Annotated in this window: 16 protein-coding genes; 12 read left to right on the forward strand and 4 right to left on the reverse strand. The window is 36.8% G+C overall.

Annotated elements, in window-relative coordinates; translation table 11 throughout:
• Window position 1 precedes the first annotated feature (1 nt).
• The 3 genes from LJC66_RS03640 to lrgB all read left to right on the forward strand — a co-directional run bounded on the left by LJC66_RS03640 (window position 2) and on the right by lrgB (window position 2,053).
• Complete coding sequence (locus LJC66_RS03640) at window positions 2-742, forward strand: LytR/AlgR family response regulator transcription factor (RefSeq protein ID WP_028407515.1); 741 nt, start codon at window positions 2-4, stop codon at window positions 740-742.
• Between the two features lie 162 nt (window positions 743-904).
• Window positions 905-1,339: an antiholin-like murein hydrolase modulator LrgA gene (gene lrgA / locus LJC66_RS03645; RefSeq protein ID WP_230931802.1), complete on the forward strand. Its 435-nt coding sequence runs from the start codon at window positions 905-907 to the stop codon at window positions 1,337-1,339.
• A 33-nt stretch (window positions 1,340-1,372) separates the two neighbouring features.
• Window positions 1,373-2,053, forward strand: a complete 681-nt coding sequence (gene lrgB, locus LJC66_RS03650) for an antiholin-like protein LrgB (RefSeq protein WP_050689329.1) — start codon at window positions 1,373-1,375, stop codon at window positions 2,051-2,053.
• 55 nt (window positions 2,054-2,108) lie between these two features.
• On the opposite strand, the gene LJC66_RS03655 is transcribed toward lrgB, so the two are convergent.
• Complete coding sequence (locus LJC66_RS03655; RefSeq protein WP_060744843.1) at window positions 2,109-2,543, reverse strand: hypothetical protein; 435 nt, start codon at window positions 2,541-2,543, stop codon at window positions 2,109-2,111.
• A gap of 337 nt (window positions 2,544-2,880) precedes the next feature.
• On the opposite strand from LJC66_RS03655, the gene nirB reads away from it, so the two are divergent.
• Complete coding sequence (nirB, locus tag LJC66_RS03660; protein ID WP_230931803.1) at window positions 2,881-5,226, forward strand: nitrite reductase large subunit NirB; 2,346 nt, start codon at window positions 2,881-2,883, stop codon at window positions 5,224-5,226.
• Between the two features lie 19 nt (window positions 5,227-5,245).
• On the forward strand, window positions 5,246-7,396 hold the full coding sequence (gene nasC, locus LJC66_RS03665) for an assimilatory nitrate reductase catalytic subunit NasC (protein ID WP_230931804.1): 2,151 nt from the start codon (window positions 5,246-5,248) through the stop codon (window positions 7,394-7,396).
• A 49-nt stretch (window positions 7,397-7,445) separates the two neighbouring features.
• On the opposite strand, the gene LJC66_RS03670 is transcribed toward nasC, so the two are convergent.
• A complete protein-coding gene (locus tag LJC66_RS03670) occupies window positions 7,446-8,627 on the reverse strand; it encodes an MFS transporter (protein WP_230931805.1) in 1,182 nt (393 codons plus the stop codon).
• Between the two features lie 363 nt (window positions 8,628-8,990).
• Between LJC66_RS03670 and speE the strand changes: the two genes are divergently transcribed.
• A complete protein-coding gene (gene speE, locus LJC66_RS03675; protein ID WP_050689324.1) occupies window positions 8,991-9,878 on the forward strand; it encodes a polyamine aminopropyltransferase in 888 nt (295 codons plus the stop codon).
• Window positions 9,879-9,881: 3 nt separating this feature from the next.
• On the opposite strand, the gene LJC66_RS03680 is transcribed toward speE, so the two are convergent.
• Window positions 9,882-10,556, reverse strand: coding sequence for a hypothetical protein (locus tag LJC66_RS03680; RefSeq protein ID WP_230931806.1), 675 nt, complete (start codon window positions 10,554-10,556; stop codon window positions 9,882-9,884).
• Between the two features lie 245 nt (window positions 10,557-10,801).
• Between LJC66_RS03680 and LJC66_RS03685 the strand changes: the two genes are divergently transcribed.
• The 6 genes from LJC66_RS03685 to LJC66_RS03710 are packed head-to-tail and all read left to right on the forward strand — an operon-like array spanning window position 10,802 to window position 19,747.
• Window positions 10,802-13,423, forward strand: a complete 2,622-nt coding sequence (locus tag LJC66_RS03685; RefSeq protein ID WP_230931807.1) for a putative amidoligase domain-containing protein — start codon at window positions 10,802-10,804, stop codon at window positions 13,421-13,423.
• The gene (locus tag LJC66_RS03690) at window positions 13,420-14,829 is read left to right on the forward strand and encodes a Mur ligase family protein (protein ID WP_195695312.1); all 1,410 of its coding nucleotides are present in this window, start codon (window positions 13,420-13,422) and stop codon (window positions 14,827-14,829) included. Before LJC66_RS03685 ends, LJC66_RS03690 begins: the two co-directional genes overlap by 4 nt.
• A 13-nt stretch (window positions 14,830-14,842) precedes the next feature.
• A complete protein-coding gene (gene aepX / locus LJC66_RS03695; RefSeq protein WP_230931808.1) occupies window positions 14,843-16,360 on the forward strand; it encodes a phosphoenolpyruvate mutase in 1,518 nt (505 codons plus the stop codon).
• Entirely contained in the window at window positions 16,353-17,483 is a 1,131-nt protein-coding gene (gene aepY / locus LJC66_RS03700) for a phosphonopyruvate decarboxylase (protein ID WP_195695310.1), read from the forward strand. The genes aepX and aepY overlap by 8 nt, the downstream gene beginning before the upstream one ends.
• Entirely contained in the window at window positions 17,476-19,317 is a 1,842-nt protein-coding gene (locus LJC66_RS03705) for a 2-aminoethylphosphonate aminotransferase (protein WP_230931809.1), read from the forward strand. Before aepY ends, LJC66_RS03705 begins: the two co-directional genes overlap by 8 nt.
• Window positions 19,318-19,324: 7 nt before the next feature.
• Window positions 19,325-19,747, forward strand: a complete 423-nt coding sequence (locus tag LJC66_RS03710) for an NUDIX hydrolase (protein ID WP_195695308.1) — start codon at window positions 19,325-19,327, stop codon at window positions 19,745-19,747.
• A gap of 110 nt (window positions 19,748-19,857) precedes the next feature.
• Here the strand turns inward: LJC66_RS03710 and budA are convergent, their stop codons facing one another.
• The gene (gene budA / locus LJC66_RS03715) at window positions 19,858-20,571 is read right to left on the reverse strand and encodes an acetolactate decarboxylase (protein ID WP_230931810.1); all 714 of its coding nucleotides are present in this window, start codon (window positions 20,569-20,571) and stop codon (window positions 19,858-19,860) included.
• Window positions 20,572-20,577 lie beyond the last annotated feature (6 nt).

Raw genomic sequence — 20,577 nt, forward strand, 5'->3', positions numbered from 1 at the left:
TATGCTGCGAGTACTAATAGTAGATGATGAAATGTTAGCACGAGATGAATTAAAATATTTATTACATCGAACGAAAGAAGTAGACTTCATTGAAGAAGCTGAAAGTATCGAAGAGGCGTTGGATAAAATGATGGATGAAAAGCCGGATTTATTATTTTTAGATATACAACTGTCAGATGACAGCGGTTTTGATATTGCTAAAAGGCTTAAAAAAATGAAAAATCCGCCAGCTATTATATTTGCAACTGCGTACGATCAGTACGCTTTACAAGCCTTTGAAGTAGATGCAATTGATTACATTTTGAAGCCTTTTGATGAAGAAAGAGTGGTGCAGGCCATTCATAAATATAAAAAAATGCGTGTTCCTCATCCCGCTTTGAAAGAAGAAGAATTGATCGGAGAGTCTTCTTCTCAAACTGGAAAGTTAGCGATTTCTGTAGACGATTCGATTGTGTTAGTAAATATAGAGGACATCTTGTTTGTAGGGTTAATAGAAGGAGAAGTCACCATTCAGACTATAACCGAATCCTATCATACTGCTGATACGCTGGCTATGCTAGAAAAAAAGCTCCCTTCTCAGTCGTTTAGTCGTGTGCACCGCGGTTATATCGTCAACGTACATCATATTTCCGAGGTACAGCCATGGTTTAATTCTACATATAATTTAGTGATGAAAAACGATGAGAGAGTTCCTGTCAGCCGTACATATGCTAAAGAATTGAAGAAGCGTTTAGGAATTTAAGGAAAAAGCAGCTTGCGTATGCATTTTAGCAGGCTGTTTTTTGCATTTCAAGGCTCGATTTTTGTAAGTGAGCACAAATATTCGACTCTTTGATTTGAAAACGCTTTCTAATATGTTTTCATTTTATATAATGAAGTCAACAAACAGAGAGAGGTGAAAGAAATGAGTGCTAAAAAAGTGTATGGCTTTTTAACACAAGCATTTATTTTTTCCGTAATTATGTTGATTTCAGATTTTATTGCAGCGCATTTGCCTTTTCCAATGCCTGCTTCAGTCATTGGACTTGTGCTGTTATTTCTTGCACTATGCTTGAAGATTATTAAACTAGAGCAAGTTGAATCACTGGGAACGGCTTTAACTTCTTTGATCGGATTTTTATTTGTACCAGCAGGTATTTCTGTTATGAATTCATTAGGTGTTATGCAGCAGTACGGCATTCAAATTTGTTTAGTTATCATCGTGGCAACGATTATTTTGTTAGGCGTTACAGGCTTATTTTCACAGCTTATACTTGGCATGACAAAAGATAATAAAGCAAAAGAAGAAATAAAAGATGTAGCTATGAGTGAAAAAACAAAAAAACAGGGCATTGCTTAATATCAATTATAAAGAGACAAGGTGGTTGGAAAGATGAATCCGTATTTTGGAATCGTGGTTTCTTTAGCTGCGTACGGTATTGGAACGTATTTATTTAAAAAGTCAAAAGGGTTTTTCTTATTTACTCCTTTATTTGTGGCAATGGTACTCGGGATTGCTTTTTTGAAAATTGGTCACTTTTCTTATGAGGAGTACAGTAGCGGCGGAAAAATTATCAGCTTCTTTTTAGAACCAGCAACGATTGCTTTTGCCATCCCTTTATATAAACAAGCTGATAAATTAAAAAAGTACTGGTGGCAAATCCTTTCTTCTATTGCGGTAGGATCAATTTGTTCGGTAGCGATTATTTTTGCGATTGCGAAAGGTATTCATATGGATGAAGTCGTGATGAAATCAATGCTTCCACAAGCAGCTACAACAGCGATTGCGCTGCCATTGTCTCAAGATATTGGAGGTATTCCTGCTATTACTTCCTTTGCTGTTATTTTTAATGCAGTCATCGTATATGCGCTGGGCGCTTTATTTTTAAAAGTATTCAAGGTGAAGAATCCAATTTCGAAAGGATTAGCTCTTGGCACTTCTGGACATGCGCTAGGAGTAGCCGTAGGGATTGAAATGGGAGAAGTAGAGGCAGCCATGGCAAGTATTGCAGTTGTTATTGTAGGCGTCGTCACAGTTGCCGTTATTCCACTTTTTGTTCAGCTAGTCATGTAACAAAAGCCTGAAGGAGTCAGAGATTTTTTGACTCCTTCAGGCTTTTGTTTGTTAATTAATACACCACTCCAAAATGTCGTGATGCGCAGTTTTGACAGGTTGTATGGTCAAAAAGACTCTCAGGAATGATAAATTCAAAACAAAATTGACATTGTTTGAATTGACTTTGTCTATAAAACATTGTCTCTAAGAAAATAGCTGTAATATGTTCGGTTATGTGCTTAGGGGAACGTTGTTCTAAAGTGGACCATGGAATAGACTGATGCTCTATGTAAATCGGAAAGGAAGTATAGGGTGTATCCCATTGAATGGCTTGATATCCAAACGTAAGGCCATGATGAGCTGCTGATGTAAATATGATCAGGTTTTGATGGAATTCTGGCAGAGGTAATTCTAGTTTTTGATCTTTAAGCGATCTCGTTTTGGAATGAAGGTTATACAATTTAATTTGAAAATGAATCCACTGAGTGGCGTGAACAGTTATTGACATGTTTTAAACCTCCAATTCAGACTCTTTCTTTTATCATAATTGATTTCAAAATAAATAAATAGTAGGCAAAAAGAAGATAACAAAATTTTATATAGATTACTTATAAGGCGTAGGGAAAGGTGATATAAGCACAGCATCCTTTTTTCTACCCCTTTTTAAAGCATATTAATCTTCTATATAAAAGCTTGCTTTCAACGAATGGTATCGGCGTATTCCTATGCTTTAAACAGATTTTAATGTTAGAAGTTATAACAAGGTTCATTTCTTTTAGAGAAGTTTATGAAATAATAAAAAATGTATATTTTACGGTCTGAATCTATGTGTTGGAGGTTTTTATATGACGAAACAAAAGCTGATATTAATCGGAAACGGAATGGCGGGAATGCGCTGTATTGAAGAAATTCTTATTCATTCTCCAGATTGTTTTGATATTACTGTTTTTGGAAGTGAGCCTCACGTTAACTATAATCGGATTTTATTATCAACCGTTTTACAAGGCAGTACAAAGCTTGAAGATATCAATATTCATTCTTTGGCATGGTATAAGGAAAATAATATCACTTTATTTAAAGGAGAAAGCGTTACGCACATAGACACCAAGAGAAAAATAATAAAAACAGATAAAAACAGAGAGACGAGGTACGACAAGCTTATTATTGCTACCGGTTCGAGCCCGCATATGCTCCCCGTTAAAGGGCTTGAAAAAGAAGGTGTTCTCGGTTTTCGTACCATTGAAGACTGTCAGGAAATGATTGAAATTTCTAAACAGTATAAAAAAGCAGCGGTTATTGGAGGAGGTCTGTTAGGGCTGGAAGCTGCTAGAGGACTATTAAATCTAGGAATGGATGTTCAAGTTATTCACCATTCGGGTTTCTTAATGGAGCGACAGTTAGACAGAGCAGCATCTGCTATGTTAAGAGAAGAATTGGAACAGCAAGGCATGAGTTTTCTGTTAAACAAACATACGGATGAGATTATAGGGAAAAACCGAGTAGAGGGCGTCCGATTTAATGATAATAGCACAATTGCAGCTGATTTAGTTGTAATGGCTACAGGAGTGAGGCCAAATGTTAATCTAGCTAAAAAAAGCGGAATAGAGACAAATAGAGCAATTATCGTAAATGATTATTTAGAAACGAGCATTCCAGATATCTATGCAGTAGGTGAATGCGCTGAACATCGAGGGATGACATACGGTCTTGTTGCGCCTCTTTACGAACAAGGAAAAGTTTTAGCGCGACATCTTTGCCAAATAAAAAACGAAGGTTATGGCGGGTCCGTTCTTTCCACTCAGTTAAAAATATCAGGAATAGACGTGTACTCAGTCGGAGAGTTCAAGGAAAATCAAGTTGCAAAAGCTATTACGATTTCGAATATGCTAGATGGCATATACAAAAAAGTCGTTTTTCGCGAAGGGAAAATAGTGGGAGCTGTTCTTTTTGGAGATACCAGTGATGCTGTAAAGCTATCAAAAATGATTAGTGAAAAAAAGGATTTATCACAAGCAGAAAAAGTACAGTTATTTCCTTCTCAACATGAAAAAGAAAATGCAGTAGCTTCCATGTCACTTCCAGATATCGTATGCAACTGTAACGGTGTAACAAAGGGAGCTATTATTGAAGCTGTCCAGAAAAATGATTTAACGACAGTAGATGAAATAAAAAATTGTACAAAAGCTTCAGGTTCATGCGGAGGATGCAAACCTCTTGTAACAAATCTTTTAACATATATTCAAAGCGATGAGTTTGATGAAGTTATTGAAGAAAAGACTTTTTGTGCGTGTACACACTTATCAGAAGATGAGCTGGTAAGAGAGATGCAGCGATATCAATTTGAAACAGTTCAGCAAGTGAGGGAAGTGTTAAAATTTGAAAACATAAAAGGCTGCTCGTTATGTGAAGGCGGTCTTCATTACTATTTAGAAATGATGAATCCTCATCATGAAAGCGATCCACATTCTTTATTTATTACCGAGAATGAACAGGCCGTTCTGCTTCATGACGGGACTTACTCAGTGGTACCGCAAATTCACGGTGGTCTGACAAATGTACAGGAATTAAGAAACATAGCAAATGTAGCTGAAAAGTACAACATCTCTACTATTCGTTTAACAAATGATCAGCGCATTCAACTCATTGGAGTGAAAAAAGAATATCTTCCGTTGGTAAGGGAGGAAATAGATAGAGGACTTCAGCAGCTATATGAACGTACAGTTAAAAATGTATCTGTTTATATAGGAAAAGGAACGTGTATTTGTCAGTATGAACCTGCTCTTGCTTTATCAAATGAATTAGATAAACAGCTTGAATATGTAAAGACTCCATGTGATATCAAAATCAGTATTGCTTCGTGTTCTCACATTGCAGAGAGTGTAACAACAAGTGATATAGGATTAAAAAGAATAGACAGAGGATGGGAAATATATGCCGGCGGAAGCAGCGCAGAAGCTAGAAGCGGCGAGCTGTTTTATGTGGCCGAAACAAACGAAGAAGCAGTAGAAATCAGCTGTTCTTTGATTCAATATTACCGTGAAACGGGGAACTATTTAGAAACTGTCGGGACCTGGATCGAACGAGTGGGAATTGTTCATGTCAGAGAAGTTTTGTTTGAGGTAGACAATCGAGAGTATTTAATGAAGCAGCTCAGCTCAGAACGCTCTCGTGCAATCACATATTTATTATAGGAAAGAAGGGTGATCTACGTTGACTGAGATGCTATTGAAATATTTTCGTGAGCAGCAAAAGCAAGTTGAAACCGAGCGTATCTATAATACGCAGTGTCCTTACTGCAGCATGCAGTGCAAAATGCAGTTAGTTGAACAAACACATGTAAAAAGGAAAACGTATAAAACAATTGGAACAGACAACCCTACTTCTCAAGGAAGGTTATGTATCAAAGGAATGAATGCGCATCAGCATCCTTTGCATAAAGATCGGATTCAATATCCTTTATTAAAAGTAAAAGGAGAGTTTGTAAAGATTTCTTGGAAAGAAGCTCTTCACTATATTAAAGAAAACGTTACAGAGATTCAAGAGAAGAATGGAGCAGATGCGCTAGGTGTTTATGGAAGTGCTTCTATTACAAATGAAGAAGCTTATTTATTAGGGAAATTCGCTCGAGTTGCGTTAAAGACAAAGTATATTGATTACAATGGACGCTTATGTATGTCGGCTGCTGCTTCTGCTGCTAGTAAAACATTTGGCATGGACCGAGGATTTACGAATAGCTTGCAAGAGATTCCGTTTACTGAATGTATTATGTTAGCTGGAACAAATATTGCGGAATGTCAGCCAACGATTATGCCTTATTTTGAGAAAGCAAAAGAAAACGGAGCTTTTATTATTGCAATTGATCCAAGAGAAACCGCTACAACTAAAATAGCTGATTTACACTTGAAACTTAAACCGGGGAGCGACGCGGCATTAGCCAATGGAATCTTGAAGGTCCTTATCGAAGAAGAGTATCTAGATGAACGATTTCTACAAGAACGTGTCAATGGATTCGAAGAAGTAATTCAATATGTGGCGTCTCTAGAATTTAATATCATTGAAGAAATAACGGGAGTGCCACTTAAAGAGATGTACCAAGCTGCCCGTATGTTTGGTCAAAGAAAAACGGGAATGATTTTTACTGCTAGAGGGGTAGAGCAGCAAACAGACGGAAGTGCTGCGGTGCAAAATTTTTTGAATATTCTACTTTCCGTTGGGAAAATCGGTAAACCTCGCTGCGGATATGGGGCCATTACCGGTCAAGGAAATGGGCAAGGAGCCCGAGAGCATGGTCAAAAAGCCGATCAGCTTCCAGGCTACCGTTCAATCGAAAATCATGAGCACCGGATGTATATAGCAGATGTGTGGAACATAGAGGAGAAAGATCTTCCTAGAAAAGGTGTTTCTGCATATGAGATGATTGAAAAAATTCATGACGGTGAAATTAAAGGGCTGTTTTTGATGTGTTCAAATCCAACAGTTTCAAATCCAAACGCTAATTTTGTTAAGAAGGCTTTTGAAAAGCTTGAATTTCTAGTGGTAGCAGATATGTTTGAATCAGAAACGGCAAAATTAGCAAACTTGATCTTACCAGCATCTTCCTACTTGGAAGATGAAGGAACCATGACAAATGTAGAGGGAAGAGTTACATTACGCGAAGCTAGCTTTCCATGCCGCGGCGAAATCAAACACGACTGGGAAATACTATGTGAAATTGCTAAAGTTTTAGGGAAAGAGGAATATTTTTCGTTTTCATCAGCTGAAGAAATATTTAATGAACTGCGAATGGCAAGCAAAGGAGGAATCGCTGATTACTCCGGTATTACGTACGAACGATTACGAGAAGAAAAAGGAATTTTATGGCCATGCAGAAGCTTAACAGATAAAGGAACCGAGCGCCTGTTTGAAACACATTTTGCTCATAGTGATGGAAAAGCGATGATGGTCCCTGTCTCGAATCAAGCTATTGTACCTAAAGCAAAAATAACGGAAAAATATCCTCTCTATTTAACAACGGGAAGAGTGATGTCGCACTATTTAACGGGTGTACAAACGCGAAAAAGTGCGTCTTTATCTGCTAGAAATTTCGAATCTTTTATGGAAATCCACCCTTCAACAGCGAAAAAATATGAAATTTCGAATCAAGAATTAGTACAAATTGAATCTTCATATGGAAGGATTGTGGTAAGAAGCAAATTTTCAGAGGGCATTCGGCCAGATACCGTATTTGTTCCTTTTCACTGGGCGGATTCTCAAAATGTTAATAATCTTGTTTCTGAAAAATTAGATCCCGCCTGTAAGATGCCAGGGTTTAAAGTAAGTGCTGTGAATATTAGCCCTTCTGTAAAAAGAAGCAGCTATTAAAAATGCTGATGCAAAAAGCCTCTTGAAAAAAGAGGCTTTTTGCATGGAATCAGGCAAGGTGCTTTTGGTTAATACGTACATCTTGTTTTTTGAATCCAGAATAATTTAGTAAGAGACAGAATAGGGCAAAAAGCGCTAGTAAAGAAAAACCGACAACGTAATCTCCGCTTGTATCTTTTATAAAGCCTAGCACAATAGGAGGGAAAAAGCCGCCTACTCCTCCGAATGCTCCTACGATCCCGGTGACAGCTCCAATATTTCCTGTTGAAACAGATGGAACTATTTTAAAAACAGCTCCATTTCCGATACCAAGAGTGATGGCTGCAAGTAAGCAACCTACGCTAAATAGGGAGAAGGCAGTGATGGTAAATGCAATAAATAACCCTATTAGTAGCATTCCGGTAAAGACGAAGGTAAGTACTTTTTTTGCTCCGAATACATCCGATAAATACCCTCCAAGAGGCCGTACAAACGTTGCTAGTATGACAAATATAGCTGTTTTCAGCCCACTGTCTACAGTTGAAGCATTAAATTGATCATGCAAAATGGTAGGAAGATAGATGCTGAACGTTACAAACCCACCAAATGTTAAAAAATAGAAAACGGATAAAAACCACGTTTCTTTAAATTTTAATACCGATAAAGATTCCTGTAGCGTTTTGGGGGAAGTAGCAGAAGGGTGGTCTGAAGTTCCTACCCATAATAAAAGAGCCATTAAGGCTACCGCAATTGCTAAACTCCAAAATACCCAAGGCAAGCCAAAAGAAGAAAAGATAAGTGGAATACTAAAGCTTGCTACCGCCGATCCTAAGTTGCCCATCCCGGCAATTCCTAAAATAAAACCTTGTTTTTGAGGTGAATACCATTTAGAGACATATGTAATGGAAATAGCAAATGTTGTTCCAGCCATGCCAATAAAAAATGCCCAAAAGAGCAGCATGGTATAAGAATGAGTAAAGCCTGCACAAACGGTAGGGAGTAGAAGAGCCAGCATCGTCAAAGAATACACTTTTCTTCCTCCGAAGCGATCTGTTAAAATCCCCATCGGAATTCGCATCAGAGAACCTAATAAGACGGGAGTGGCAATTAAGATACTTTTTTCAGCATTGGTTAATGAATACATCACCTGAATATCTGCAGCGATAGGTGCGAAGACAGACCATACTGAAAAAGCAATAATCATAGATAAAGTCGAGATAAGAAGTACAGATAAGGGCCGTTTAGAAAACATTACTTAAAAACCTCCTTTTTTATATGCAGCGTAAAGCTGTTGCAATATGGTAATTATGATACTACGCTTTCTTTCTTATGTATCATTCTGTGTTAGGTTTTCTTCCGTATTTTTGCTGAAGAACGGATGCAGATAAAAGTGGAGAGATAACTTACACTCTATCTAAGTGCTGATGAAGAAACGGTTAAAAAGCTTTAAAAGAACAGTAAGTAGAAATATCGTCGAAAGAATGGAAGAAAAATTGAAATTAGAAGAGATTAATAGAGTCAGCACCTATAAATTTGTGCTATCGAATTATAGCCAAATCAAAAAAAATTCATATTTTATATAGAACACAAATTTTTGAAATAGAAGGTGGAAAAAGTGACAGAAAAGCATCCTCTTTCAGGTTATAAAAAGGATGATTATGGAGTTCTCTGGATATGGAGTTATGTTGGACAGGCTAGAGTAAAAATGGGGTATAAAGTAAAAAGTCTTCTTCACTATGAGCAATCTTCTTATCAACAAATCAGTATTGTGGATACAAAATGGTATGGGAAAATGTTGGTGCTAGATGGTACTCCACAAATTTCAACAGGAGAAGGATTTATTTATAATGAAATGATTAGCCATGTGCCGATTATAACGCATTCAAATCCTAAAAAAGTTGCGATGATTGGCGGAGGGGATTGTGGTCCTGCACGAGAGGCAATGAAGTATGACGGAATTCAACAAATCGATGTAGTCGAAATTGACCCAAAAGTTACAGAAATCTGCCGCACATGGCTAACTCCGGCTTCTTGTTATGATGGTGAAACGAGGCTCAATATGATACATCGAGATGGAATAGAGTGGATTCAAGAACAAAAGGGAGTTTATGATGTTCTTATCATTGACCGACCTGACCCTGTTGGGCCTGGAAAAAAATTATTTCAACCTGATTTTTATCAATATGTCTACAATAGTCTTAAAGATGATGGCGTAGTTGTTTTTCAATCGGGATCTCCTTATTACAATACTTCCACGCTACAAGGCACAGTTAAAAATTTAAAGGAACTGTTTCCAATTGTCCGCACATATTTAGTGACGATACCTCTTTTCCCATGCGGCATTTGGAGTTTTACGATTGCTTCTAAAAAAATGGATCCTCTTCAGGCCGATTTGACGAAGCTGCAGCATACACATACCCAATATGTTGATCCTGAAATTTTCCGCGCATCATTTGTTTTACCTAAATATATAAAAGAAATAGTAGACGGAAAAGATTCCTAAAAACTAAGTAGCGACGAATGTTTGTTGAAAGTCATGAATAATCTCGGAAAATATATTTGTTATAGCAGATCTATGTTTGCTGCGCAGAGTTCGGGATAATTCAATTTGAAACGTATTAAAATTATGGCTGTAGCCTGTATAGTTCCTATTGTCACCTTGTCTGTGAAAAGCAATTGATTCGTTTCCAATAAATTTATTATCAAATATTACATGGATTTTTGGAAACGAATTTTCGGATTTTTTAGTCAGGGCTTGTTGAAACCAATCCTTAACTTCCTTTGAGCAAGATTGTCCATATAAGGTTCCTACTTCAATTGCATGGTGCCCGTAATGTGTGTTCTTCATTCCATGAAAAGATAAATGCAAATAGGGTGTTAGAAGGCAATTATTGCTATCTATTATCTTCAAAGATTTGATAATTTCTTGGATTGTGCTTCTATATTCTTGTATCCCCTCATAGTTCGTTTTATTTAGATTTCTATTTAAATCTGCTACGGTTCGGGAAACCGTACTAATAATTCCAGCACATCCTGTTTTCTTTACTACATTCTCTACGATTTTATCCGTAAATAAATCAGCAGCGGGTGGTTCTGCATGAAGGGCGTCTACGTGACAGCTTATAAAACCAGTTCCTTTGTTATATTTTAAGTAGTTTCCATGAATGAATTTTAATGCCATTGATTATTTCTCCTTTTATATCGTTTGAAATCTATCCTTTCTATAATAAATGCAGTAAAAATAAAATCGGTGAATTATTACACGTGTTAAGTAAATACATAAAAAGTTTTTAGAGATGGTGGAAATAAATAGATAAATGTACAGGAGTATTTTGTATAGTTACATACTATGTGAGTAGCTGATTATTGTTATAGGGCATTAAAGTAGCAAAATAAGATAGAAAGTTCTAATTAGGAGGCTTTAAAATGGATCCAATGAAAGAAGAGTTAGGGATATTATCTGATAAAGAAATGACGTTGCAAACTCTTAATCTGAATAATGTACCATCTGTTGAATTAGTTGACCCCAAAACCTGTTCATATCCAGTGATAGGGAGGAAGTATGGTCATCACAGCGGAAGAGATGTTGTTATCGTAAATACAAAGGATCAAGCAGTATATGAAGGATATGATTATTTTACGAAAATGTATGCAATAGACAAAGAATATTGCCTAGAAGTGGAAGGGCTGAGTGTAAAATCAGTACAAGTAGTTACTAGTGAACACGTTGTATTTAATGAAATACCCATTCGAACAAAAGCCTTCGGCTGGAAATTAGAACAGATAAACGACATGGATGTACCGGAAATGTTGGTAAGCATAGCCATTCGAGCGCTTTATGTAACAGGAGCTAAAAGCGGCTTTGTCAAAATGGGGATATTAGAAAGTGGAGAGTGTATTGTCACAGATATTAACTCATCAGAAAGTGAGTGGATAGAAAATCGACTAAAGCCTACTATCCCTTTTAGCATGGGTGCTGACGTTGAGTTTATGTTAAGCTGTGACGGGGAACTTCTACCAGCTTCTACTTTTTTTTCTCTTGAAGGTGCGGTAGGCTGTGATGAAAGGCAAATAGAACAAGATAGCGGTGAGTATCCATTAGTAGAAGTTAGGCCTGAAAAAGCGAATTCATCAACAGAACTATTCCAGAATATCCAAAAATTAATAGAAAAAGCATCTGCACAGGTACCTTATGAAAATGTTCATTTTCGGGCAGGAAGCATGCCTTTTTCTGGATACCAATGTGGAGGACACATTCATTTTGGCATCCCGCTTTCTTTATCCTTATTAAGAGCTCTTGATCACTATCTGGCTATTCCCGTAGCGCTGATAGAAGAATCTAAGACTGCTAAACTCAGACGGAAAACGAACCATGGAGGTCTTGGACGCTATCGTGAGAAACCGTATGGATTTGAGTATTTAACTTTAAGCTCTTGGATTATCGACCCTAGAATTACTCTCTCCATTTTAGCTCTTGCTCAGCTAGTTGCTACCCATCATCATGAATTAAAAAGCGAATTTTTATTTCATCCACTTACGCAGCGTGCCTACTATCAAGGAAATAAAATCTTTCTTAAACGAATGTGGAAACATATCAAGGGCAATCTTATGAAAACATCCAGCTATCCACACTATCAAAATGAACTATCTTTTCTATTTGAAATGATAGAAAAAGAAATTCCTTGTGATGAATCAAATGATATTCGCAGAAATTGGAATGCAAAGATTTCTAAAGAAATCTATGACCGCGGACATATTATCCAAATCCCCAAAAAGCTCCGTTTAAAATACGGCCTTAAAGAGGGGCAGTCTACGATTGTTAGTGCAGGAAAGGCAATATCAACTGCAACTGTGCATTCTTATCCTTTTTCATTTCGCCATCCGAATATGGTTCAACTCTCTAAATCTCTCCGTGATAAACTATCTCTCCCAAAAGATTGGTGCCCCAAGCTATCAGCTTCAGAAGGCATCATAACTTTAGGTCCTATCATTGGCATTCTTGCTAACCGTCCTTTTGAAAGACAAACAACTTATTTCCATCATCTATGTCGCTTAGCAAATGAAAAGCGAATGCTTGTATATGTGTTTGAACCCGAAGATATTGATTGGGAGAAAAAATTGGTTAAAGGAACAACCATTAACGGTGAAGGGCTCTTTCCTTTTCCTGCTGTTATTTATGACCGTTATTTCATAGATGGTAGAAAAAATATTTTAATAGATGAAGTAAGAGCAAAACTTCAGGCGATTTATAAAATTCCTTTTGTTAATTCTTCAAACTTGTTTCAGCTTACGGGAGATAAGTGGGCAACGTATGAACTTCTTATGAAAGAATATGAAGAATTTCTTCCAGAGTCACGTCTCGTACAAAACTCTGCTGACATTGCAGAAATGCTTGATAGCTACGGAGAAGTTTATTTAAAACCGCTTGGCGGGGCCTTAAGTAAAGGAGTCATGCGCATCGTTCGCCGACCAACAGGCATCTTTTGGTTTGATCTTAATAAAAAAGAGCTGCATCAATTCAGTAATATGGAAGAATTATTTACTTTGCTCACTCCCTTGATGAAAAACAATCCTTATCTTGTTCAAGAAGGAATTCGCAGAAAACAGCATAAAGATAAAAATTTAGAAATACGGGTTTATATGCAAAAAAATGAAAAGCAAATTTGGCTTCGAACGGGTATGGTTGCGCGTCTCACCGGTGAAGATGTGCTAACGGAAGATTCTGAAACGAATATGCGCCTCAGTAAAATATTAAACAGTTTATATCCTGATCCAACAGACAGAAGGCTCATTATAAACCAATTAGCTAAAATATCTAAAAATATTGTTGCAACAGTAGAGGAGAAAGTGGGCCCTTTTGGGGAGCTGGCGGTAGATTTATGTATAGATCAGTACGGTTCCATAAAGTTACTTGAAATAAATGCAAAACCAGATAGTCTATTTTCACAAATTAGAGCCTACAAGCTGCGTACTTTGGCGGGAATTCGTCTGCTCAATTATGCGTCTTCACTGGCTGGTTACGAAGAAGAAAAGGAGGATTTAACATGAAGCACTTCACATTAAATGAAATTCTTAAACAAACGGGGGGAGACCTTTGTTATGGATCAGGAAATCCTGTTATTAAACATGCTATAAACTACGCTAAAAAGGATATAGAGGATCATACACTCATTTTTCATTTAGATAGAGAACCGATTAGAGGGAAGTATTGGAAAGAAAATCATTCAATTGTCGTTATAACAGATCACCCTGAGCTGTGCACGAACTTAGAGGGAAATATTATTCTTGTTAAAACAGATCAATTAGAAGAGGCTTATTGGAAATTTATCGAATACTACCGAGGGCTTTTTGATCTTCCTGTTATTGGTGTTACAGGAACTTGTGGAAAAACGACCACGAAAGAGATGATCCGGCAAATATTAATTGAAGATTATAAAGTGAAAGCTACGTGGATGAGTATGAATTCTATGTCTGTAAATCTACGTTATTTAACAGGTATTGATGATACGACAGAAGTAGCTGTTTTTGAAATGCCGGTCGCTTATCCGGGCTATTTAAAAGTTGCGTGTCGCTACTTTCAGCCGCAAATACGAATTCTATTAAATATAGGCGTGCACCATCTCGCTGATTGTGAAACACCTGAAGAATATATGAAAGCAAAAGCCGAAATTGTAGAAGGCTTAGATCCAAATAGCGGCATTTTGATTTTAAACGCAGATGACCAAAATATTAAGAAAGTGCTTGATGTTAGTCATCTTCAAAATGTTGTATATATAGGTAAAGGTGAGGATTCCCAATTTCAAGCAAAAGATATTAAATATGCTAATGGAGGAATGGCTTTTACTTTAAAGCACCAAAACAAAGAATACGATGCTTTTATCCCTGGATATGGTGAACATAATGTGTATAATGCACTGGCTGCCATTGCTGCTGTATTTTATGTGGGCGTTGATATTTCCGTTGCCACACAAAGACTTAGCTTATTTGAACAAGTAGAAGAACATTTGGAATTTAAAAGAGGAATGAATGAATGTACGGTAATTAATGATACATGGAACTCTTCACCTTTATCGATGGCTACAGCTCTTAAAGTTCTTGGTGATATGTCAAAAGAGAAAAAGTCTATCGCTTTATTAGGTTACATGCCTCAGCTAGGAGAAGGATCTTATGCAATTAAACAATATGAAGATATGGGAAAAAAAGCAGCGGAATCAAAGATTGATATTTTAGTGGTAGTAGGAGAAGAAGCGAAAGCTATTGGGACAGGAGCTTTAAAATGTGGAATGGATCCTAACAAAGTCTATTTTTGTAACACTGGTGATGAAGTATACAATGTGCTAGCTCCATATTTAAATGGAAATACAATAATTTTATTAAAAGTAACGCATCGCGTTATGAAAAAACCTACTTTTAAAGAATTAAGAAATAAACTTATTCCAGACAATGAAGAGTAAAAGGAGGATAGACATGAAGAAGACTAAACAGCTAAGAGAGTTGATAGAAAGTAAACAGCTAGAGTTTATTATGGAGGCTCACAGTGCGCTATCTGCAAAGATTGTAGAAGAAGCAGGATTCAAAGGGATATGGGCCAGTGGCCTGTCTTTATCCGCAGCACTGGGTGTAAGAGATAATAACGAGGCTTCATGGACACAGGTATTAGACATCTTAGAGTTTATGAGTGACGCAACGTCCGTTCCAATTCTTCTTGATGGTGATACAGGCTATGGAAATTTTAATAATGCACGAAGATTAGTTAAGAAATTGGAGCAGCGAGACATTCCAGGCGTATGTATTGAAGATAAATTGTTTCCAAAAACAAACTCATTTATTAAAGGTGAAGCACAGCCGCTTGCAGATATTAACGAATTTTGCGGCAAAATTAAAGCAATGAAAGATAGCCAAAATGACGAAGATTTTGTAGTGGTATCGCGTGTAGAAGCTTTTATTGCAGGGTGGGGGCTGAAGGAAGCTTTAAAACGTGCAGAAGCTTATCGTCAAGCGGGAACCGACGCCGTTTTGATTCATAGTAAAAGGTCAGATATGACAGAGATTGAAGCTTTTATGAAAGAGTGGGGAAACAGGCTCCCGGTTATTATTGTTCCAACCAAATATTATTCAGTTCCAACTGATAAATTTAGTGATTTAGGAATTAGCTTGAGCATTTGGGCCAACCATAACTTAAGATCTTCCATTACAGCTATGCAAAAAACGTCCGCTCAGATTTATTACGATAAAAGTTTGATTAACGTAGAAAAAAATGTCTCTCCGCTTGAGGAAGTTTTCCGTCTTCAAAAAGCTGAGGAGCTCGATATGGCAGAGAAACTTTATTTAAGCTCTGCCAATCATAGCACGAACGCTATGATTCTGGTAAAAGAATCAGCAAATGAAGCTTTAATAACTGAGCAGATAAATCAGTTAAAAAAAGTCGGCGTGACAAATAGTATAAAAGTAGATTCCAACAAAGCTATGGAAGATAAGGCATTTCCTAATAAAGGAGAATTATATCATCTCTATGCTGCAAGAGATAAGCTAGGAAAGGCTACTTTAATCAGCGATAGTAACATCGTATATAAAACACATGTTTTTGAGGAGTTAATTCATGAAAGTGGCGATATCACGATCGTAGCAGGAGCTGATTATGAGTTAAAAGGGAATCAAACATCTTATGTAACGTCTAAACTTCCCTATTCCAAGCAGCTGTATTCCAAAACAGTAGACTTGATTCAAATGTCGTGCAATCCAAACTCTAACAACATTCACGGTGAATTCATTGGTCTTTGGAAAGTTTCCGGAAAAGGCACTGAGGTTGTAAAAAAAGCTTTGGAAGAACTGGCACAAAGAAAAGATTTTGCTCAGCTCACGTTTTCTGATTTCTTTAATTATATTAATCTAATTCACCCGGTTGCTGTTAAATATACGGTGGGGTCATGGATAGATACCGAAACGTATACAAAGATTCAAAAAGATGGTGGGAAAAATGATTAGTACATCCGTATTTGGAACTCAATTAAAAAAACTAGGTTTTCAATTTTATAGCGGGGTTCCTTGTTCCTATCTTAAACATCTTATTAACTACGCTATCAACGAATGTGAATATGTTGCAGCAGCAAACGAAGGAGAAGCGGTAGCGATTGCTGCTGGGGCATCAATTGCTGGCAACAAAGCGGTTGTTTTAATGCAGAACTCCGGATTAGCAAATGCTGTTTCCCCTTTAACCTCTCTTATTCATCCGTTTAAAATTCCTGTCCTTGGATTTGTCAGTTTTCGCGGAGAACCTGGATGTCCAGATGAACCGCAGCATGAATTAATGGGAGAAATTACTCCTGCCCTGCTAAATACGATGAAAATAAAATGGGAATATTTATCTTTTGATTTTGCCGAAGTTAAAAAACAGTTACAGCGGGCTAATCAAGCGGTTGAAAATAATGAAAGCTACTTCTTTGTTGTAAAAAAAGGAACGTTTGAGCCAGTTAAGCTTTTAGAAAAATCAATAAAAAACGTTACTCCTAAAATGAAAAGTGAAAAGATAACAACCGACGAGTTACCTTTAAGGTATGAGGCGTTACAAGTAGTTAATTCATTAAAAGAAAACGATACTATTCAATTGGCCGCTACAGGAAAAACAGGAAGAGAGCTTTACGAAATAGAAGACGCAAGAAATAATTTTTATATGGTTGGATCTATGGGGTGCGTTAGTTCCATTGGTTTAGGCTTAGCTTTGAGCAGGAATGAAAAGAACATCATTACGATTGATGGAGACGGAGCTTTGCTTATGCGCATGGGAAATCTAGCAACCAACGGGTACTATTGTCCGGAAAATTTATTACACATTCTTTTAGACAATCAAACCCATGATTCTACAGGGGGACAACATACGGTCTCTCATAACATTAATTTTGTAGATATTGCTTCTTCCTGTGGGTATCAAAATTCCATTCATGTTCATAACTTAAACGAGTTAGAGACGTATATAAAACAGTGGAAAAATGATAAAAAATTAACGTTTTTATATCTTAAAATAGCGAAAGGATCTAAAAAGAACCTGGGGCGTCCTGAAATGAAGCCTTATGAAGTCAGAGAAAGACTGCAGGTGTTTTTAGATGATTAAAACAGCTGTTATTCTAGCTGCAGGGATGGGGAGCAGGATTCGTAAAAGAGCTGGAAACCGTCCTAAAGGTTTTTTGATGATTGATGAAAAATCGATTATTGAACATTCCATTTCGAAGTTAATAGAAGCAGGAGTCAAGACGATTTTTATTGGAACAGGATATATGAAAGAAGAATATGAAAAGCTAATGGTTAGATATCCTCAAATAAAATGTGTTTATAATTCTAGATACGCAACAACAGGAAGTCTGTTTACGCTATATCAATTTAAAAATTATATTAAAGAAGATTTTTTGCTATTGGAATCAGATGTAATTTATGAAAAGAATGCGTTGGAAACATTAGTAAACCATTCGAGATCAGATGTCATACTAGCGAGTAAGTTGAACGGTGCTGGCGATGAAGTTTATATTGAAGCTGATGAAAATAATAACCTTAAGAATATGTCAAAACAAAAAGAAGAGTTGAATAGTATCTATGCAGAACTAGTTGGTTTAACCAAACTCTCTTATGCTACATTTCAGAGACTTTGTGATGAAGCAAATACGCTGTTTCAGTTTAATCAAACGATCGATTATGAATATGGCCTCGTTAAAATTTCCGAAAAAGCAAATATGTATGTTCATAAACTGGATAATTTGGCATGGTGTGAAGTGGATGATGAAGATCACTGGGCAAGAGCAACTACTATAGTTTATCCGATTATTAAAGCTCGAGAAGATATTACGCATACAGTTAAGAGAAATATACTCTTAAACCCCGGGCCGGCAACTACAACAGATACCGTCAAATATGCTCAAATAGTGGAAGACATTTGCCCGAGAGAAAAAGAATTTGGAGAGACGATGGAATTTATCTCTGCTGAACTAACAAAATTTGTGGGGAATCCAGAGAAGTATACTACGGTATTATTCGGGGGATCTGGAACGGCGGCAGTGGAATCGATTTTAAGTTCAGTAATTGATAACGGTACGGTTGTTATTATCAATAATGGTCCATACGGTGAAAGAATGTGTAAAATCGCTGAAATTTATGGACTGAATTATTTAGAATATAAAAGCTCCGCCGAGCAGGCTATTGATATGAACGACTTAGAAATTTTTATAAAAAAGATTTCAACGAACGTTTCTTATCTGGCGCTTGTTCACTGTGAAACTTCCACAGGGCTTCTTAATGACATTGAACAAATTGGGAAATTTTGTGCAGTGAAAAATATCGAAATGATTGTGGATGCAATGAGTTCGTATGCAGCTGTTCCAATTGACATGCAAAAAATGAATATAAGCTATCTGGCCGCAAGTGCAAATAAGAACCTTCAAGGAATGGCAGGCGTGTCGTTTGTTATAGCAAATAAAGCCCGGTTAGAAAAAACGGAGCAAATAAAGCCTCGTAACCTTTATCTTCATTTATATGATCAGTATCGATATTTCCAAATGAACAAACAAATGCGTTTTACTCCTCCTGTTCAGACTATGTACGCTTTAAAGCAGGCAATTATAGAAACTCAGTGGGAAGGAATTGAGAAACGATCTGAACGCTACTCAAAATCATGGACTACTTTAACGGATGGAATTACTCGGCTTGGGTTAACCTATTTGGTTCCTGAAATACATCATTCTAAAATTATTACCTCTATCATCGAGCCTTCCCATAAAAAGTATAATTTTGATATTATGCATGATTTTTTTTATAAACAAGGATTCACCATTTATCCTGGTAAAATTGATAAATTAGAAACGTTTCGAATAGCAAATATTGGTGATATCACATATAGAGAGATAGAAAGATTTCTTCACCTTCTTGAACAATATCTTAAAGGTCTAAAAGGAGAGTGAGAAAAAGTTGAATCAAAAATTAGCTGTAGCAGTTATGGTAATCAATCAAGATCACCACGTGCTTCTAGTCAAGAACCATAGACGGGGATGGGAATTTCCCGGTGGTTTTGTCGAAGCAGGTGAATCGATAAAAGATGCGGGTATACGAGAAGTTAAAGAAGAATCTGGAATTGTTATTGAAGTGACCAACTTTCTAGGAGTAGAACAAGATGTTAAACGATCTACTACTGTTATTTTATTAAAGGGAAAAGCGATTAGCGGGGAAATTTCTGTCTCCAGTGAAACGCAAGATGTGGGATATTTTACGTTAGAAGAAGCAAAAAATATAATTAAATTAGATAACTTTAAGGATCGAATGGCTAGATGTCTAAAAGAGGCTGAAATACCATTTTTCTATGTTTTAAAAGACACGGGCTCTTTTTACGTATAGGCGGAAGGTTTCTGTGTTGTGCTAGAAATGAAGCCTGAACTCGATTAAATAAAAAACGCTCATCGTCATGCATGACGATGAGCGTTTTTTATCAGTAAAAGTATCGTTGTTTATTCAGCAGTCGCAATTTCTTCTTCTACATCATGGTCTTCTAAGTTAGCATTTAAAAATTCACTTGTTTCCGATAAATTGAGATTTAATTTCGTTTTTTTGCAGATTTGAATTGTAACATCCTGAACGGAGACATCTAAAACATGTCCCCCTTCTTTTTTATATTCATCAATAAAGTGCAGGTGGTAGCCGGGAACACCGATGCCTGAAGAATATTCTGGCGTGTAAAAACCTGCTAGTGTTCCATTTACATCTGAAGATGTAAATGTAGGCTGATCAGCAGCCGCATCTACCATAGAAGGATAGGGCTTCTCTTGCTTTGCAACCGTGCGCGTTTTTACTTCTTTAAACTTCCCGTCAATGCGAACTGCATAGAATAAATTCGGGCTAGGAATAAGCTCGTTCATTAAGATTTCTAGTTGTTCACGATTCATTTCCTTTTCTACACGATAAGAGATATCTTCATAAAAGGTTGTCATAATGGCAAAAGGTGTTTTTGCATCTTTACTAATAGGTGCGGCTTTTCCATCAGCAATATGATAAAATTCTCCGTCAAAGGCAATCATTTCACCATCCAATTGATTAAACGTACCGATGCCGAAATCACCTTTCTTAGCTAAATCCTTGTATGTGACAACACCGTCAAATACTCCGTCTAATAAAGCGATCATAGTGGAAGTTTGGTGAATCGTTAATTTTTCTTTATTGCTCATTCTTTA

Source organism: Priestia sp. TSO9 (assembly GCF_021029645.1).
GTDB lineage: Bacteria > Bacillota > Bacilli > Bacillales > Bacillaceae_H > Priestia > Priestia megaterium_E.

Excerpts from the sequence above, each read along its gene's own strand:
- LJC66_RS03640 (WP_028407515.1), top strand. The coding sequence starts at position 2 with ATGCTGCGAGTACTAATAGTAGATGATGAAATGTTAGCACGAGATGAA.
- lrgA (WP_230931802.1), top strand. The coding sequence starts at position 905 with ATGAGTGCTAAAAAAGTGTATGGCTTTTTAACACAAGCATTTATTTTT.
- lrgB (WP_050689329.1), top strand. The coding sequence starts at position 1,373 with ATGAATCCGTATTTTGGAATCGTGGTTTCTTTAGCTGCGTACGGTATT.
- LJC66_RS03655 (WP_060744843.1), bottom strand. The coding sequence starts at position 2,543 with ATGTCAATAACTGTTCACGCCACTCAGTGGATTCATTTTCAAATTAAA.
- nirB (WP_230931803.1), top strand. The coding sequence starts at position 2,881 with ATGACGAAACAAAAGCTGATATTAATCGGAAACGGAATGGCGGGAATG.
- LJC66_RS03670 (WP_230931805.1), bottom strand. The coding sequence starts at position 8,627 with ATGTTTTCTAAACGGCCCTTATCTGTACTTCTTATCTCGACTTTATCT.
- LJC66_RS03680 (WP_230931806.1), bottom strand. The coding sequence starts at position 10,556 with ATGGCATTAAAATTCATTCATGGAAACTACTTAAAATATAACAAAGGA.
- LJC66_RS03685 (WP_230931807.1), top strand. The coding sequence starts at position 10,802 with ATGGATCCAATGAAAGAAGAGTTAGGGATATTATCTGATAAAGAAATG.
- LJC66_RS03690 (WP_195695312.1), top strand. The coding sequence starts at position 13,420 with ATGAAGCACTTCACATTAAATGAAATTCTTAAACAAACGGGGGGAGAC.
- aepX (WP_230931808.1), top strand. The coding sequence starts at position 14,843 with ATGAAGAAGACTAAACAGCTAAGAGAGTTGATAGAAAGTAAACAGCTA.
- aepY (WP_195695310.1), top strand. The coding sequence starts at position 16,353 with ATGATTAGTACATCCGTATTTGGAACTCAATTAAAAAAACTAGGTTTT.
- LJC66_RS03705 (WP_230931809.1), top strand. The coding sequence starts at position 17,476 with ATGATTAAAACAGCTGTTATTCTAGCTGCAGGGATGGGGAGCAGGATT.
- budA (WP_230931810.1), bottom strand. The coding sequence starts at position 20,571 with ATGAGCAATAAAGAAAAATTAACGATTCACCAAACTTCCACTATGATC.